General features: G+C 41.5%; 1 protein-coding gene. It reads right to left on the minus strand.

Annotation, left to right across the window (positions count from 1 at the left end; genetic code table 11):
- The coding region (locus RYX56_RS21535) for a HAMP domain-containing protein (protein ID WP_317124015.1) at positions 1–347 on the minus strand (347 nt) is incomplete at both ends.

The following is a 347-nucleotide window of genomic DNA, read 5'->3' on the forward strand; positions in this document are numbered from 1 at the left end:
ATTCCAATTTCATCATTGCGGTACACTTTAACCTTCCTGGAAAAATTCCCCTTAGCCATCGCCAAAGCCTGTTTCTTCATATCGGCAATCGGCTTGGTAATGGTTTGGGCTAATAAAATCCCTAACACGGCTGTAATCGATAAGGCAATGGCCGTTCCTGTTGCAAAAATGCTATTAATCGTCTGCATTTGGGCAAATACACTTTCAATTTTAGCAACAATATAAATGGCGCCAAGTACCTTTTTACCAGATTTAATCGGGGTGGAGAGGACCCAAATTCGATGGCCTGTATGTGGGTCAATTTGGATGACACTTTGGTCCTCCTCTAATACCATCGATTGTTTAAT

The organism is Alkalihalophilus lindianensis, from assembly GCF_032843265.1.
Taxonomy (GTDB): domain Bacteria; phylum Bacillota; class Bacilli; order Bacillales; family Bacillaceae_D; genus Alkalihalophilus; species Alkalihalophilus lindianensis.